Origin of the sequence: Bacillus sp. FSL K6-0042, assembly GCF_038006685.1 — a bacterium.
GTDB classification, from domain to species: Bacteria; Bacillota; Bacilli; order Bacillales; family Bacillaceae_G; genus Bacillus_A; species Bacillus_A pseudomycoides.
On sequence record NZ_JBBOVS010000001.1, the window covers coordinates 3,866,352 to 3,880,188 of the forward strand.

Below are 13,837 nucleotides of genomic sequence, written 5' to 3' on the forward strand. Positions count from 1 at the left end.
TGGGAGAGATGTTTTATGCCATCAGTAGAGAGCTTTGAATTAGATCATACGATTGTAAAGGCACCTTATGTAAGACATTGTGGTGTTCATAAAGTAGGTAGTGACGGTATTGTTAATAAATTCGATATTCGTTTTTGCCAACCAAATAAACAAGCGATGAAACCAGATGTCATTCATACGTTAGAACATTTATTAGCATTTAATTTACGTAAATATATTGATCGTTATCCGCATTTTGATATTATCGATATTTCACCAATGGGTTGTCAAACAGGATATTATCTTGTAGTAAGTGGTACACCAACAGTGCGTGAAGTAATTGACTTATTAGAACTCACATTAAAAGATGCGGTTCAAATTACAGAAATTCCAGCTGCAAACGAAACGCAGTGCGGTCAAGCGAAACTTCATGATTTAGAAGGAGCAAAACGCTTAATGAATTTCTGGTTAAGCCAAGATAAAGATGAGCTTGAGAAAGTATTTGGTTAATAGATGAAAAAGCTGCCTGTGAAAAGGCAGCTTTTTTAGTTTTTGTATATGGCATATGTTGTCGAAGCGCCGATATATGAGAAGGAAAAAGTTATTTTTTAAAGAACATCGGAGGCGAGCTCACAAATAAAAACTTAGCAGGTTTCTCCGTATGATTAAACCAATTATGAGAGCTTGAATCATCATATTTAACTTTTACTGTCAAATCAAATTAAGAAAATATACTTTGTTTTCACTTTAATCGAATAAAAATAAGCCTCTTTATTCACTCCAGCATCATTAATAAAATTAGCTAATGGATTAGCAGTTAAATGATCGTTTTTCTGAAAAACAGAGGGCATGGTTTTTAGTTAGATTTTCTTTCTTGGTCTCCTATGTATATTTTTCAGTCTAGTTTAAAATATAAAGTAAAAAGGTGTAGTGTTTTTTACTAAAATATATAATGGTATGATACTATTTTTTACTAAAAATATTTTGACTTTTTAGAATTTTTTTAGTAAAAAGATAATAGGTCTTTGTTTTTTAGTAGAATGAATTCGGAGTTAGGATGGAAAACCTTTTTAGTTCGTATTACATGAGGGGGCTTTTAGATGATATATAACCAGTTAATGGAGAGTTTTAAGAAAATATTTCATCAAGAGGAGTATCGTACTTTCTTTGCGCCTGGTCGGATTAATTTGATTGGAGAACATACTGATTATAACGGAGGAAATGTGTTTCCATGTGCCATTACTTTCGGTACTTATGCGTTAGCAAGTAAACGAGATGATGCGTTAATATGTGCCTATTCATTGAATTTCGCCGAAAAGGGTGTTATTTCATTTTCTTTACATGATTTAGATTATAAGCAAGAACATGATTGGGCGAATTATCCAAAAGGTATGATTCGTTATCTCATAGAAGCTGGATATAGCATTGATTCAGGAATTAACATTATGTTTTATGGAAATATTCCCAATGGTGCGGGATTGTCATCATCTGCCTCTATTGAGCTTGTAACAGGGGTAACGATGGAAGGATTATTTCAATTCGAATTAAATCGTATAGAACTAGTTAAAATTGGTAAAAAGGTGGAGAATTATTTTATCGGTGTAAATAGTGGCATTATGGATCAATTTGCTATTGGGATGGGAAAAGCAAGATATGGGATGTTATTGAATTGTCAAACACTGAATTTCACGTATGCGCCACTGCAGTTGGATAACTACAAGATCATTATTATGAATACGAACAAGCGTCGAGAACTTACGGCTTCTAAATATAATGAGAGAAGAAAGGAATGTGAGCAGGCACTTGCAAATTTGCAAGTGATAATTGATATAAATTCCTTAGGAGAAATAACTGAAAAAATGTTTGAACAATATAAGCATGTAATTAAAGAAGATAGCTTAAGAAGAAGGGCTAAACATGTTGTGTATGAAAACTGCCGAACATTGCAATCTGTAAAAGAATTAAAAGAAAATAATATAAAAGAATTTGGAAGACTGATGAATGAATCTCACTGTTCTTTACGTGATGATTATGAAGTGACAGGACGAGAACTAGATGCATTGGTTGAATCAGCTTGGGAACAAGAAGGGGTTATAGGAGCACGTATGACAGGTGCAGGGTTTGGTGGTTGTGCGATTGCAATCGTTGGGGAAAAATATACCGATCAATTTATTTGCAACGTTGGACAAAAGTATAAAGAAATTATCGGTTACGAAGCGACATTTTATGTTGCTGATATTGGAGATGGGGCACGAGAGTTGCAGAGAGAAGAAATGCAATGAATGGCAGGTTTCGTGCTTGTATAGCAACTCGTAGAGCAAAGTTCAATGTAGTAGTTACAGCTAATGTGTAACTATTTTATTTTTTTTATAGTTTAGGATGGGTATGAAAATAATCCAAATGGATATAACGATTCAGCGGAGGGAAAGTATCATGAATGTTTATCAAGTCATTGAGCAACTTATAAAACGGGCATGTTCACTTCGGTTTATCGAAAGAGAAGATGGAATTTATATAAGAAATCAAATTCTTCACCTTCTTCATTTAGAGCGTTTTGAAAAGCAAGAAAGTAAAGCGGAAGAAAAAGAAATAACAGATTTACTAGAAGATTTAGTTCAATATGCGAGTGAACAAGGAATTATCGATGATTATTCTTATAATAGAAACATATTAGCGAGTCAAATTATGAACTGCTTCATGTCAAAACCATCGACTATTAATCAATGTTTCTATCAATATTATGAGTGCCATCCAGAACATGCGACAGATTATTTTTATGAATTAAGTCGAATAAGCAACTATATTCAAACGAAGCATGTTCAGAAAAATATTAGTTATAAAGCCAATACAGAGTATGGAGAATTGGACGTTACGATTAATGTATCTAAGCCAGAAAAAGATCCAAAAGAAATTGTAAAAGAAAATGTAATACAGAATACGGATTATCCGAAATGCTTGCTTTGCATTGAAAATGAAGGATATGTGGGTAGAATTGATCATCCGGCACGTTCTAACCATAGGATGATTCGAATGGAATTATTAGGAGAGAGATGGTACTTACAATATTCCCCTTATGTATACTATAACGAACATTGTATTGTGTTAGCAGAAACACATCGGAATATGGAAATAAATCGTCAAGCTTTTGAAAGATTACTTTCTTTTGTGAAACAGTTCCCTCATTATTTTATTGGCTCTAATGCGGATTTACCTATTGTAGGTGGATCCATTTTATCACATGATCATTATCAAGGTGGGAAATACGAATTTGCAATGGCAAAAGCAGAAGATGATTATGTATTTCAATTAGATAGATTTTCGGGGGTTCAATGTTCAGTAGTGAAATGGCCTATGTCTGTTATTCGCTTAAAAGGTAAGGATTCTAATTTATTAGTAAATGTGGCAGAGTCCATTTTGGACAAATGGAAGCAATATAGCGATTCATCTGTTCATATTTACGCAAGTACAGACGGGGTGCCACATAATACGATTACACCTATTGCTCGCAAGCGAAATAAACAGTATGAGTTAGATCTTGTACTACGCAATAATCGCACAAGTGAGAAGTATCCTTTTGGTATTTTTCATCCGCATCAAGATGTACAACACATTAAGAAGGAAAACGTCGGTTTAATTGAAGTGATGGGATTAGCTGTACTTCCAGCAAGGTTGAAATTAGAGTTACAAGAGGTAGAACGATATGTATTGTATCAAGACAATAGTGTAGCGGAATATCACAAACGATGGGCAGAACAACTGAGAGAGCGGTATAAAAAGGAAGCGAATGAAGGGGATATTCACGATATTGTTCAAAAAGAGTTAGCCGCTAAATTTTTAAGGGCATTAGAAGATGCTGGGGTTTTCAAACGAAACGATGAAGGAATAGCTGCATTTAAACGTTTTATACAAAGTTTAGAGGAGCCGAAGATAGGGATATGAAAGTCTTTCAAAATGTATTTGGTAAAGTAAATGGAGAAGATGTGTACGCTTATACATTAAAAAATGACAAGGGTATAGAAGTTACGTGTTTAAATTACGGTTGTGTAATTACGAAAATCATTACTCCTGATAGGAAAGGAAATTATGAAAATATCGTTTTAGGTTTTGAAGAATTGGAAAACTACGAGAGATATTCCACGTACTTTGGAGCGGTTGTAGGAAGAGTGGCTGGCAGAATCAAAGGTGCTCAATTTGAGTTGGATGGTAACACATATACGCTAGTGAAAAACGAGCAAGAAAATCATCTTCATGGTGGTTTTAAAGGATTTAGTTATATTGTTTGGAATGCTAAAATAATAAAAAATGAGAAGGAAACCGGGATTGAATTTACTTATACTAGCCTTGACGGAGAAGAAGGATATCCAGGAACTGTACATGTAAAAGTGATCTATACGTTAAATAACGCGAATGAATTTTTGATTCGTTATGAAGCGCAGTCAGATAAAACGACCATATTAAACGTAACGAATCATACGTATTTTAACTTAAGTGGCAATTTAAAACGGGATGTCTTACAGCATACTTTAAAAATGAATAGTGATCAGTTTCTAGAATTAAACGAGCAATTATTACCAACGGGTGAAATATTGGATGTAATAGGTACGCCCTTCGATCTCCGAGCAGGAAGACAAATAAAAGAGGGAGTATATTCTCGCTATTATCAAAATGAATTAGTAGGAAAAGGATATGATCATCCTTTTCTTTTGAATAGCAACTACGACCAGGAAATCATATTATGGGATGAAGAAAGTGGTCGTAAATTAGTTGTGGAAACAGATGAGGTTGGGGTAGTTTTGTATACAGGAAACCAATTACCAAGTGATTTTGAAATATGTGGGGTACAATCCAAAAAGTATTTAGGGCTTTGTTTAGAAACGCAAGGATTGCCTGATGCCATTCATCATCCGAATTTCCCTTCTTACATTTTAAATAAAAATCAATTATTCTCCTCCTCAACGAAATATACGTTTAGGATTGAATAATTGAGAAGAGTAGGTGAATCAGGTATGGCAACGATTAAAGATATAGCAGAGAAGGCAGGCGTATCCATTGCTACTGTTTCTCGGGTGTTAAATAATGATCCATTACTTTCTGTCAGTGATGAAACGAAGAAGAGGATATTTGAGGCAGCAGAGGAGCTTTCTTATAAGAAGCGTACAAATCGTAAAAAAGAATTACCGAAAATTGCTTTGGTTCATTGGTATACAGAAGAAGAAGAGCTTAACGATTTATATTATATGTCCATTCGTTTAGGAATAGAAAAAAGATGTGAACAGCAAGGTTTGAAAATTGTAAAACTTTTTCATAGCCAAATGGAAGAGTTGATGAAGGAAAACATTCAAGGCATGGTTGCAATAGGGAAGTTTAGTGACCGAGAAATAGGTTTATTTGAAACGATAACAAAAAACATTGTATTTGTAGATTATTCTTCAAATGAAGATATTTTTGATGCCGTTGTGGTAGATTTTGAAAAGGTAACAATGAAGGTGATCGATCATTTAATAGAAAAGGAACATCAAAAGATTGGATACATAGGAGGACGGGAAACATTTAAAGATCAGACTTCCGAAATTGAAGATCCAAGGGAACGTGCCTTTATAAAATATATGAAGGAAAAAGAATTATTTTATGAGAATTATATATACACGGGTCAGTTTTCAGTAAACGATGGTTATTTATTAATGAAGCAGGCGATAGAAGAGCAGCAGGATCAGTTACCGACGGCTTTTTTTGTTGGAAATGATGCGATGGCAATCGGATGTTTGCGGGCATTACATGAATGTGAGATTCCTGTTCCAGAAAGAGTAAATATAATTGGTGTAAATGATATCAGTATTTCTCAGTATCTTTCTCCAGCGCTCAGTACAGTGAAAGTATATACGGGGCTTATGGGAGAAACGGCAGTGGATTTATTAATGGAAAGATTTTCAGGACGGAATGTAGCTAAAAAGGTAATCTTGTCAACGAAATTAAACATTAGGAAAAGTAGTTTTTAGTAAATGAATAAATGAAAAAAGAAATTCCTGCTTATTGAAACAGGAGTTTCTTTTTATAGGGAGAATAGTATTGACTTCACCGAACCGAAAAGTGCTTTTCGTATATTTTGCATTGTTGGGATTATGGGGACGATTGCGGGGCTTAAGCTGGTGAGTTGAACGAATCGTGCTTTTACTGTCCTAAAATAGCGGGATAAGTCTTTTTTTGGGGGATATTAATTGGTTATTGTGTGGTGTAATATGGTTTTAAAAGGATTATATTCAATATTATAGGGGATGATTGAGTGGACGATGCAAAAATTCAAATCAAAAAGACAAAGAGGAAAGTAGCATTGGTATTATTTGCTGCGCTAGTAATAATCATTGGCTTCGGATATTGGAAATTTTTTAGTTTGCAAGGCGTTCCGAAAGGAGAAGTGATTCGAACTGTGAAATCCCCAGATGGAAAACATGTTATAAAAACTTATTTTCATAATGGCGGGTCATTAAGTGCAGATGCTGTTAGAGGAGAGCTGGTTAATCTTAGTTCCGCTTCCACCAAGAATATATATTGGAACTATCCAGATACAGATCCATACATTGAATGGATAGATAAAGATAGAGTTAGAATCGGAGATCAAACGTTAGATATTTCAAAGAAAGAAACCTATGATTGGCGTGACGATGATAAGCATATAAAAGAATATCCAAAACAGTTTGTTCAATAAATGGGATAGAACGATTTTGATCAAATAAAGGACAAGAGTAATGAAAAGAGCTATCTTTTCTACATTAAGTGGGAAGGTGGCTTTTATCTTTTTAGTGTAAAAGTATTGAGATTACAATAAAGAAGATAAAACCAGAAACCAAAAAAGAAGCAACCCCTAATGTTTTTCTACTCGCTTTCATTTCAGAAATGCCCATGATAATGAACATACATGCGAGTGAGAGTTGCATGTAAGGAAGTACATCAGTTTTTGTAAAATAGTAATACCCTAAAAGAACGAGTGTCAGTAGTCCGAAAAAAACACGTAATTCAGTTAGCATTGTGTCCCTCCTTCAAAAGCTAATATTAGCGGAGAAATTCTGATATAGCGATGAATAAAACGGCAGCTCCAACTAGAAAACAGATCGTTCCACTTACTTTCTTTTGTTCACGTAATTCCTCAATACTCATAATGAAAGACATTAAGCCTAAAGCAATGAACATATAAAGCATAATGCCTCTGTTATCTGTGATAAAACTATAGATAGACAAAGCTAATGCAATGAGTGCAAATGTAATTCGAGCGATTTTTAGCATATTAATCCCTCCGTAAGAAAATAGTCGTTACATAATATACTTTACTGCGAGAACAGCCCACACGAAAATTCCTGCCACCATACAGGTCAAACTTGTGCTTGGGTCTTTCTTTTGTATTTGTTCAATCGCGATTATAAATATTAAGGCTCCTAAGAAAAATTGTGAAAGAGTAAGAAATGAATCATTATGTGTAAATAGACTGTACAAGGATACGATAATGACAATGAAAGCAGTTAAGAGGCGGAGTATACGAAGCATATTATTGATCCTCCTTTTTATTTGCCAGATAAGGATTGTCCTCTGGTTTATCAACCGAATGTTTATATGAATAGCCCTTATTAATCGTTAATACAGAGAGTACCAATACGAGAATGACAATAATGACGCCGATGATTAATATTTTTAACATCCAGTTCCTCTCCTTTTCTTAATTTTACCATTAAACGAAACTTTACTTTACATAATTTTGTAATTGTTGAAAATAATAGAAAGAAAAAGGGTGAAAGAAGGGCGTTATATGGATAATAAGAAAACTTACTATATATCAGTAGGAAATGGTCAGATCTCGCAGGTGAAAACGGCAGATACATATAGCTTTGAAATCCAGGCAAATGATGAGGAAATTACCCAGCTTCGGGAATACTTCGATCAAGCGTATCATGAAGATCTTGGCTCTTTTGTACGTTCGCACGTTCCGTATGTTGAGTATCATCATGATTCGAATAATGACCGGTATGATGAACAACTGCAGAAAGCCTATAAGATGATTTATGATTTAGGGAATCATGAAACGAAAGAATTAGTCGCGCAAATGGGAATAATCAATGGATTGTAGTTGGATAACATTATGCATATGAATGAGAATTGTGCTACAATTTGTGGTAGGAAAAACTTGTAACCATCTATAGGGGAGTAATGGCATGTACAAATTTAAAGATTATTACCACAACACTGTACAATTATCGTTTGAACGTTATCCATTTTCTCCTGAGCCAAAGCATGTTTGGGTTGTATGCCGGTACGGGGATCAATGGTTATTAACGCATCATTTGCGCCGCGGTCTTGAATTTCCAGGTGGCAAGGTAGAGCTGGGGGAAACACCGGAAGAAGCAGCAGTTCGAGAGGTTCATGAAGAAACCGGTGGTATTGTTTCTGATTTAACTTACTTAGGACAATACAAAGTATCTGGAAAAGACAAAATAATCATTAAAAACATTTATTTCGCAACAATTAGTGCAGTAGAAGAACATACGCACTACGAAGAGACAAAAGGGTCTGTTCTATTAAAAGAAATCCCGGATAACATTAAAACTGATAGGAAATTTAGCTTTATTATGCGTGATGATGTATTAGCGCGTACGATGAAACATATAGAAGAACTCGGCTGTTTTACGAAGTAAAGGGGCCGGGTTCTTTTTGTTATTAAAATTATATTTGTTCCTTCGGTATATATTCCGGCGGAGTATGTGTAATGTAGTGCTACCAATATATATTCATGGAAAAACTTATATGGAGTGTTAAAAAAGATAGAAACAAATTCACGATATGTATCATAGAGTGACTTTATATAAAATGAAGACAAAATAGTTATTTAATAAAAGTAAATTAATTTTTTTCCTGACCCCCTTAAAATGGTGTACTCATTCGAATTCTATAATAGAAAAATGATTTAAGGGACCTTAACATAAAAAGAAGGTTTGTGCGTATAAGTATATGCCTTACATATATGCATTAAAAATACAAAGAGTTATAACTAATACTATTACATGCAATCAAAAACTCACTGGATTAACCGAATAATATATTGTCTTAATATTATTCAGTTAACAAAAAACTTAAAAAGGAAAAATTATCTTTTTAATTGCATTTAGAATGTTGGTATTATAACATTAGAATTAAATTGAATTATGAAAATTAGTGTATGGTAACACCTAATCCTAGTGGATTTTGAGAACTTGACTTATGGCAATCTCCAAACTAAAAGGCCCTATGTAGTCATATCGCGCTACATAGGGCCTTTTAGTTTTGGGGCTGCTTTTTTTGATTTCATATGTTTATAGAAATCAAATGTTGAGTTTTTAATTATCTTGCTAGAATTAGATCTTTATATTTTTAAATCAAGTGGATAAGGAAAGGTGAACTACACATGTTGAAGAAAACTGTAGTAGCTGTTTTAACATTAGGCTATGTGCTTAGCCCAATGCAAGCTTTGGCTGAAACAGAGAATGAACAGCTACCTTTGGAACAAAAAATTAGTACTGAGAAACAAGAACAATCTAAACAGGGCAATCAATTACTACCCGAGCAAAAGAAGCAAGAACAAGAAATTAGTACTGAGAAACAAGAACAATCTAAACAGGGCAATCAATTACTACCTGAGCAAAAGAAGCAAGAACAAGAAATTAGTACTGAGAAACAAGAACAATCTAAACAGCAAGATCAGCTATTACCTGAGCAAAAACAGCAAGAACAAAAGACAATACAGCAAGATATAACCAAGCAGCCTGGGACAGCAGGGGTAAAAAGTGAGCAACCACTAGGTACTAGTGAAATAGAAACGAATCAAACTACTGTTAAAACAGTACAGGCAGCACCTAAAACACAAGGAGGTTGGGTGAATAGAGATAATAAGTGGTATTATATTCAGCCAGATGGAAAACAGAAAACGGGTTGGCTGCAAGAAGGGACTACTTGGTACTATTTGCAACAAGATGGAGCAATGAAAACGGGCTGGTTACAGGAAGGGACAACCTGGTATTACTTGCAAAGCAATGGAGCAATGAAAACGGGCTGGTTGCAGGAAGGGACAACCTGGTATTACCTGCAAAGTAGTGGAGCAATGAAAACGGGCTGGTTACAGGAAGGAACAACCTGGTATTACCTGCAAAGTAGTGGAGCAATGAAAACGGGCTGGTTACAGGAAGGAACAGCCTGGTATTACCTGCAAAGTAGCGGAGCAATGAAAACGGGTTGGTTACAGGAAGGAACAACTTGGTACTATTTAGAAAGCAATGGAGCAATGAAAATAGGCTGGTTGCAGCTTGAAGATAAAAAATATTACTTCGAAAGTAATGGAGTAATGAAGACAGGCTGGCTACAGCTTGGGGATAAAAAATATTATTTAGAAAGCAGCGGAGCAGCGAAAACAGGTTGGCTGCAGCTTGGGGATAAAAAATATTACTTCGAAAGCAATGGAGCAATGAAAACAGGTTGGCTGCAGCTTGGGGATAAAAAATATTACTTCGAAAGTAATGGAGTAATGAAGACAGGCTGGCTACAGCTTGGGGATAAAAAATATTATTTAGAAAGCGATGGAGCAGCGAAAACGGGCTGGCTACAAGAAGGAACAACTTGGTACTACTTCCAAAATACTGGTGAGATGAAAACGGGCTGGTTGCAGGAAGGAACAACTTGGTACTATCTGCAAAGCAACGGAGCGATGCAAACAGGTTGGCTACAGGAAGGAACAACTTGGTACTACCTGCAAGGCAACGGAGCGATGCAAACAGGTTGGCTACAGGAAGGAACAACTTGGTATTACCTGCAAGGCAATGGGGCAATGCAAACAGGTTGGCTACAGGAAGGAACAACTTGGTACTACCTGCAAGGCAATGGGGCAATGAAAATCGGATGGTTAGAAGAGAATGGTAAAGTATACTATTTTGATACAAATGGTGTTTGGATTGAAAATCCAATCATATTCGGTAAAACAATTATAGTTGATCCAGGACATGGTGGATATGATTCAGGGACATTATATGAAAATATATACGAAAAAACGATTGCCCTGCAAGTAGGTTTGAAGTTAAAGAGTTTATTAGCTCAGAGTGGTTCAAATGTTGTGATGACACGAGCAACAGATATCTTTATTCCATTAGGAGATCGTGTTCATATTTCAAATGAAAACAAAGCAGATATTTTTGTTAGTGTGCATGTAAATTCAGCCGATGCGACTGCAGCAGAAGGAATTGAAACGTTATATAATTCTGAACACCCAAAAAGTAAAGAAGCACTTACTTTAGCAAATGCTGTACAGAATGCTTTAATTAAAAATACAGGTGCTAAAAATAGATTTGTAAAAGATCGACCAGAACTTCGTGTGTTAAAGGCGGATAATAGTGCACCACCTATATTGGTAGAAACAGGGTTTTTATCAAATCCTAATGAAAGAGTAAAATTGACTTCTGACAAATATCAAAAGGTGCTGGCACAATCTGTGTTTGAAGGAGTTCTAAAATATTTTTCTAATTAGAGGTAGCGTAACATCGCTAGTAAGCTAGGAAAAAGAAATACACTCTTAAAATGAAAAAACGCCATTCTTTCTCTAGAATTATAGGAAAGGATGGCGTTTTTGTCTCTGATGAATTACAACCTTAGCTTGATAGCGATGGGGCAGCACCCCACATCCATCAACTTAAGCATTTAGGCTATTCTTAAAGTTAAAAGCACGTTACTATTATCTGTGTTCTTCTTCATATATTTGCACCAGAACCCTTTGTCTTTTGTCTTATTATTATTCAAGTAAGATTTTAGACTATTTCTTGTATGCAAAAAAACGTTTAGGTATATTATATAGCTTTTTCATAATTGTATGTATTGAAAGCGTTTTCATTTATGGGAATTATTATAATCTACATTTTTCACAAAACATTTCTTAGCATATTTAACTTTAAGCATTGGTAACAAACCCCTTATTGTTTATAGTTTTTAACTATGATTTTTTCTTATTTTTAATATATAGATTCCTAAAATAACAAATCCTAGTCCTACAAACGGGTCAGTTGGAAACTTCGTTCCTGTTGATGGCAGGTGATGCTTTTCCTTACTTGCAGGATCATTTTCTATTGTGTGCTCTTTACTTTGTATATCATAAGATTGTTTAGCACTTCCATATGTAGCATGCACTTTTTTAATTTCCAGGCCACTTGTTATTTTTTGATTCTTTATTTCTATTTCTGCTATCTCGCCAGTTTTTACTTCCATTTTTTTTATTGTAGGATCAAGTACATAACCCTCTGGAGCCTGAATTTCTTTTACAACATACGTACCAATAGGAAGTTTATTTAATGTAGCAATCCCATTCTCAGTTGTAGTGATTTCTTGTCTAAAATCGCCATTTTCACTTACAACCTCAAACACTGCCCCTTTTAAAGCTTCTCTATTTTCTCCTACCTTCATAATTTTTAACGACCCTAAAAATTCCCATCTTACTACTATATCTGTACTGCTTTTTTCACTCATTCTTGGTAATAGAGCAGTTGTATTTTGAATTCTTTGTTGGCCATCAAAGGTAACTGCTTGTAAGCTCTGCAATTTTGCATTTACTCTTATCTTGAAATTTCCACTTGTTGCGTTTTTGGGAATCATAACTTTAAATTTTTCCTCTATAGAGAATTCATTCTTTTTTTCACCTTGTTCATTTATAATTTTAACTCCTTCTGGTGCGCCCTCCATTTGAACTGAGTATACTCCAGATACTGCATTTGATTGAACTCTATATAAATTTGTTTCAAAAAATTCCCCATTTTGCTCTACAGTTTGTTTTCCAGTAGGTATTACGTTCAAATATGTTTCCTGAACTTCAGTACCTTTAGAAGCTTCTTCTAACAAATGTTTTACAAGGTTATATACCTGTTGGTTTTCTGGCTTTGAATCGGCAATTTCAATTTTTTCAGATGCAATCCAGATAGCTAGTTGAGTTGCATAGTAGGCTTCCTCTTTTGTAGAAACTCCTAATTCAGCCGGCGTTTTTTGAGGGTATCCATAAAGTAAGACACGATATACAAAATCATTCTCTTTTCCAATTTCAGAAAGATCATCTCCATTAGGTGAATTCAGATCAGGTGATAAACAATATGCAACATCTTTTGATGACGTTCTTAGTAAGTCTGCCTTTATCTTTACTTTAGTATCTTTGAATTTAATATAATTCCAGTTCATTTGAAACTTTTCTTGATGTATTATCTCGGCTGCTGCTTGTGGAATAGAAACCCCTAGCAACATAATGATTAAACTTATAATTCCAAACCATTTTGTTAACATCCTGCGTTTCATTTCATTCCCACCATTCATCAAATTTTCAGGAAAAACCTTACATGCTAATTGTATTTGCTGTAAAAGAATATTGGTTTGATTATTCAGAAAATTATAGGTATAAATAATGATTGTGTTATAATTTCATATTTTCTTATAATCCTTATCGCTTAATCTGATTTGCAATATTTGTTAAAGGTACTACTTACTTAACTAAATGTACGGGAGTAAATATTATTCTATACTATTAAAAACTAATTCAAAAAATCAATTTTTAGAATTTAAATCTATGTATTTAAAAATAAATACACTTAACAATCCACCTATTAAATAAATGTTTTTTCTATTCAATTTACCTTCACAAAACTCCTGTCTGTATTTTCGGAAAATTTAGCTATATTTTACATTTATTATATTAAGAGAATACATGGCTTGCAATTCTTTTTTTTATGCAATATTGCATAAAAATTATTGTTGTTTTATGTTATAATATTTCATTTATATATATTTGTGAGAGAATATACTTCTCAAAAGTAAAATAATTTTA

The 13,837-nt window shown here is 34.2% G+C and carries 14 protein-coding genes and 1 pseudogene; 10 read left to right on the top strand and 5 right to left on the bottom strand.

Going from position 1 to position 13,837, the window contains the following annotated elements:
- Positions 1-15 precede the first annotated feature (15 nt).
- From luxS to MHH45_RS19870, 7 genes and pseudogenes are all read left to right on the top strand, one after another.
- Positions 16-489 carry an S-ribosylhomocysteine lyase LuxS gene (luxS, locus tag MHH45_RS19840; protein WP_016116785.1) on the top strand — a complete coding sequence of 158 codons (474 nt, stop codon included), beginning with the start codon at positions 16-18 and terminating at the stop codon, positions 487-489.
- A 590-nt stretch (positions 490-1,079) separates the two neighbouring features.
- Complete coding sequence (locus MHH45_RS19845) at positions 1,080-2,261, top strand: galactokinase (RefSeq protein ID WP_088094369.1); 1,182 nt, start codon at positions 1,080-1,082, stop codon at positions 2,259-2,261.
- Between the two features lie 151 nt (positions 2,262-2,412).
- A complete protein-coding gene (galT, locus tag MHH45_RS19850) occupies positions 2,413-3,918 on the top strand; it encodes a UDP-glucose--hexose-1-phosphate uridylyltransferase (RefSeq protein ID WP_016116783.1) in 1,506 nt (501 codons plus the stop codon).
- Positions 3,915-4,961, top strand: a complete 1,047-nt coding sequence (locus tag MHH45_RS19855) for an aldose epimerase family protein (RefSeq protein WP_016116782.1) — start codon at positions 3,915-3,917, stop codon at positions 4,959-4,961. Before galT ends, MHH45_RS19855 begins: the two co-directional genes overlap by 4 nt.
- A 24-nt stretch (positions 4,962-4,985) precedes the next feature.
- Positions 4,986-5,975, top strand: a complete 990-nt coding sequence (locus tag MHH45_RS19860) for a LacI family DNA-binding transcriptional regulator (protein WP_016116781.1) — start codon at positions 4,986-4,988, stop codon at positions 5,973-5,975.
- Positions 5,976-6,050: 75 nt separating this feature from the next.
- A pseudogene (locus MHH45_RS19865) lies at positions 6,051-6,134 on the top strand (QacE family quaternary ammonium compound efflux SMR transporter); the annotation flags it as partial.
- Between the two features lie 125 nt (positions 6,135-6,259).
- A complete protein-coding gene (locus tag MHH45_RS19870; protein ID WP_016116780.1) occupies positions 6,260-6,682 on the top strand; it encodes a DUF5412 domain-containing protein in 423 nt (140 codons plus the stop codon).
- Positions 6,683-6,773: 91 nt separating this feature from the next.
- On the opposite strand, the gene MHH45_RS19875 is transcribed toward MHH45_RS19870, so the two are convergent.
- The 4 genes from MHH45_RS19875 to ytzI are packed head-to-tail and all read right to left on the bottom strand — an operon-like array spanning position 6,774 to position 7,666.
- On the bottom strand, positions 6,774-7,001 hold the full coding sequence (locus tag MHH45_RS19875) for a DUF3953 domain-containing protein (RefSeq protein WP_016116779.1): 228 nt from the start codon (positions 6,999-7,001) through the stop codon (positions 6,774-6,776).
- Between the two features lie 25 nt (positions 7,002-7,026).
- Positions 7,027-7,257: a DUF3953 domain-containing protein gene (locus MHH45_RS19880; protein WP_016116778.1), complete on the bottom strand. Its 231-nt coding sequence runs from the start codon at positions 7,255-7,257 to the stop codon at positions 7,027-7,029.
- A 27-nt stretch (positions 7,258-7,284) separates the two neighbouring features.
- Positions 7,285-7,515, bottom strand: a complete 231-nt coding sequence (locus MHH45_RS19885; RefSeq protein WP_016116777.1) for a DUF3953 domain-containing protein — start codon at positions 7,513-7,515, stop codon at positions 7,285-7,287.
- Between the two features lies 1 nt (position 7,516).
- Entirely contained in the window at positions 7,517-7,666 is a 150-nt protein-coding gene (gene ytzI, locus MHH45_RS19890; RefSeq protein ID WP_016116776.1) for a YtzI protein, read from the bottom strand.
- A 108-nt stretch (positions 7,667-7,774) separates the two neighbouring features.
- On the opposite strand from ytzI, the gene MHH45_RS19895 reads away from it, so the two are divergent.
- The 3 genes from MHH45_RS19895 to MHH45_RS19905 all read left to right on the top strand — a co-directional run bounded on the left by MHH45_RS19895 (position 7,775) and on the right by MHH45_RS19905 (position 11,509).
- A complete protein-coding gene (locus MHH45_RS19895) occupies positions 7,775-8,092 on the top strand; it encodes a hypothetical protein (protein WP_016116775.1) in 318 nt (105 codons plus the stop codon).
- Between the two features lie 85 nt (positions 8,093-8,177).
- Entirely contained in the window at positions 8,178-8,657 is a 480-nt protein-coding gene (gene mutTA / locus MHH45_RS19900) for an antimutator 8-oxo-(dGTP/GTP)ase (RefSeq protein ID WP_003202680.1), read from the top strand.
- A gap of 746 nt (positions 8,658-9,403) precedes the next feature.
- Positions 9,404-11,509 carry an N-acetylmuramoyl-L-alanine amidase gene (locus MHH45_RS19905; RefSeq protein ID WP_077295718.1) on the top strand — a complete coding sequence of 702 codons (2,106 nt, stop codon included), beginning with the start codon at positions 9,404-9,406 and terminating at the stop codon, positions 11,507-11,509.
- A 455-nt stretch (positions 11,510-11,964) separates the two neighbouring features.
- Here MHH45_RS19905 and MHH45_RS19910 read toward each other — a convergent pair whose 3' ends face one another.
- A complete protein-coding gene (locus MHH45_RS19910) occupies positions 11,965-13,311 on the bottom strand; it encodes a SpaA isopeptide-forming pilin-related protein (RefSeq protein ID WP_088093788.1) in 1,347 nt (448 codons plus the stop codon).
- Positions 13,312-13,837 lie beyond the last annotated feature (526 nt).

Bases quoted from the DNA above. Each gene is read 5' to 3' on its own strand.
- galT (WP_016116783.1), top strand. From the start codon at position 2,413: ATGAATGTTTATCAAGTCATTGAGCAACTTATAAAACGGGCATGTTCA.
- MHH45_RS19880 (WP_016116778.1), bottom strand. From the start codon at position 7,257: ATGCTAAAAATCGCTCGAATTACATTTGCACTCATTGCATTAGCTTTG.
- MHH45_RS19910 (WP_088093788.1), bottom strand. From the start codon at position 13,311: ATGAAACGCAGGATGTTAACAAAATGGTTTGGAATTATAAGTTTAATC.
- MHH45_RS19905 (WP_077295718.1), top strand. From the start codon at position 9,404: ATGTTGAAGAAAACTGTAGTAGCTGTTTTAACATTAGGCTATGTGCTT.
- luxS (WP_016116785.1), top strand. From the start codon at position 16: ATGCCATCAGTAGAGAGCTTTGAATTAGATCATACGATTGTAAAGGCA.
- MHH45_RS19895 (WP_016116775.1), top strand. From the start codon at position 7,775: ATGGATAATAAGAAAACTTACTATATATCAGTAGGAAATGGTCAGATC.
- MHH45_RS19875 (WP_016116779.1), bottom strand. From the start codon at position 7,001: ATGCTAACTGAATTACGTGTTTTTTTCGGACTACTGACACTCGTTCTT.
- MHH45_RS19855 (WP_016116782.1), top strand. From the start codon at position 3,915: ATGAAAGTCTTTCAAAATGTATTTGGTAAAGTAAATGGAGAAGATGTG.
- mutTA (WP_003202680.1), top strand. From the start codon at position 8,178: ATGTACAAATTTAAAGATTATTACCACAACACTGTACAATTATCGTTT.
- MHH45_RS19845 (WP_088094369.1), top strand. From the start codon at position 1,080: ATGATATATAACCAGTTAATGGAGAGTTTTAAGAAAATATTTCATCAA.
- ytzI (WP_016116776.1), bottom strand. From the start codon at position 7,666: ATGTTAAAAATATTAATCATCGGCGTCATTATTGTCATTCTCGTATTG.
- MHH45_RS19860 (WP_016116781.1), top strand. From the start codon at position 4,986: ATGGCAACGATTAAAGATATAGCAGAGAAGGCAGGCGTATCCATTGCT.
- MHH45_RS19885 (WP_016116777.1), bottom strand. From the start codon at position 7,515: ATGCTTCGTATACTCCGCCTCTTAACTGCTTTCATTGTCATTATCGTA.